Source organism: Actinomadura sp. B10D3 (assembly GCF_039871695.1).
Lineage (GTDB): Bacteria > Actinomycetota > Actinomycetes > Streptosporangiales > Streptosporangiaceae > Spirillospora > Spirillospora madurae.
In genome coordinates, this window is the sequence record NZ_JBDPLY010000083.1 from 1 (window position 1) to 1,536 (window position 1,536).

At 65.0% G+C, this 1,536-nt stretch carries 1 pseudogene; it reads right to left on the reverse strand.

The features are described 5' to 3' along the window. Positions 1-330 precede the first annotated feature (330 nt). Positions 331-1,404, reverse strand: a pseudogene (locus ABGB11_RS42335) (IS701 family transposase); the annotation flags it as partial. Positions 1,405-1,536: the final 132 nt, after the last annotated feature.

Here is a 1,536-nt window from a genome sequence, read left to right on the forward strand (position 1 = left end):
CTAGTACTACATCACTAGATCTGTAGGACTTGGAGGTGTAGGCGTCGCCGGAAGTGGCTTCGGCGTGCTCGGGCCTGATGCTCGCGGCGGATGATCGACCAGTGCAGGCCCTGGTCAATGACCTGGTCGGGTTTGCCGGCGAGGTTGAGTAGACGGCGGACCTCGCTGATCGACAGGCCGATCAGTCGCCGGGCTGGGCGAGCATCTGCGGTGCCTGGGTCAACTGGGGCCGGTGTCGGCGGTTTGTGCCGGTTCGACGGTTGTGCGACCGGGGGCGGCTCGGGTTGTCCACAGGTCGTGGGTCCCCTTTTTACCGGTGGAGCGCAGCACGGCCAAGAACGCCAGGGCGAGCATGGACAAAGTGATGTGCCGGTACCAGGGGTCCCATTTACGGACCTGATAGCTGTCGAGGCCGGCTTCTTGTTTGGCCGCCTCGAAACTCTCCTCGATGGGCCAGCGGGAACCGATGACTCGGACCAGTTCGCACATGCTCTCGCCGCGCGGGTTGTAGCAGTGGAAGTAGGCCAGTTCACCGTCGGTGATGTTGCGGCGGAACACGTACTGGTGGTCGCCCTCGGCGGGGACCATCACCCAGTCATAGACCCGGAATCCCTTCGTGCCGATCCCGCAGGAACGGCGGGACCAGTCATGTGGTTTCAGCCGGGCGGCGATCTGCTCGACGACCTGCGGTGAGCCTGCCGCGGTGGAGATGCTGCCGGTCGTGACATCGGTGGTCTTGGGCACGGCCATGCAGTAGGAGATCCGCTGCTGCTGAAGGTGAGCGCGCAGGCCCGGGTTCTGCCCGAACTCCTCGTCGGCGGCGAACCAGGCGAACGGCACTCCGGCCACCACCGCCCGGTCGATCATGGCTGCCACCTGCTGCGGCCGGGTCCGGAACGGCAGACCGGCCGGAACCCCGGCCTCGGCGCAGCGCTCCGGGTCGGCGATCCAGGAACGCTCGGGCACGTACAGTTCCCGGTCGATCAGCACCCGGTCCCCGGCCGTGTTGGCATAACACAAGAAGGTACCGATCTGGCAGTTGTCGACCCGGCCCAGCGTGCCCGAGTACTGCCGCTGCACCCCCACCGATTTGCGGCCCTTCTTGGCGAACCCGGTGGGGTCGGCGATCAGCACCGCCCGCGAGTCGGTGAAATGCTCCATCGCATACGCCCGGACATCATCACGCAGCACATCGGCATTCCACGGCGTGAAGTTCAGCAGCCGCTCGATCCCCGCCCTGGTGGGTTCTCCGGTGAACTCGGAGATGGTCCAGGCGTTCTTGCGTTCCAGTGGCGCCAGCAGGCCACGAAGGTACTGCCGAAAGTGCAGCCTGGACTCGGTCCGAAAGAACCGCTTCTCAAAACGTGCACAGACCTGCTCGAACTCGCTTTGCCACTCGGCCAGATCGGCACGTGTCACCGCTCCGGCAGCGGCGTTCTCAGGGGATGGGGGCATGCCGACACGCTCGCACACCCCATCCTGATCACTGACCGATACCCACCAGTCACCAACCGCGATCTAGTGATGTAGTACTAG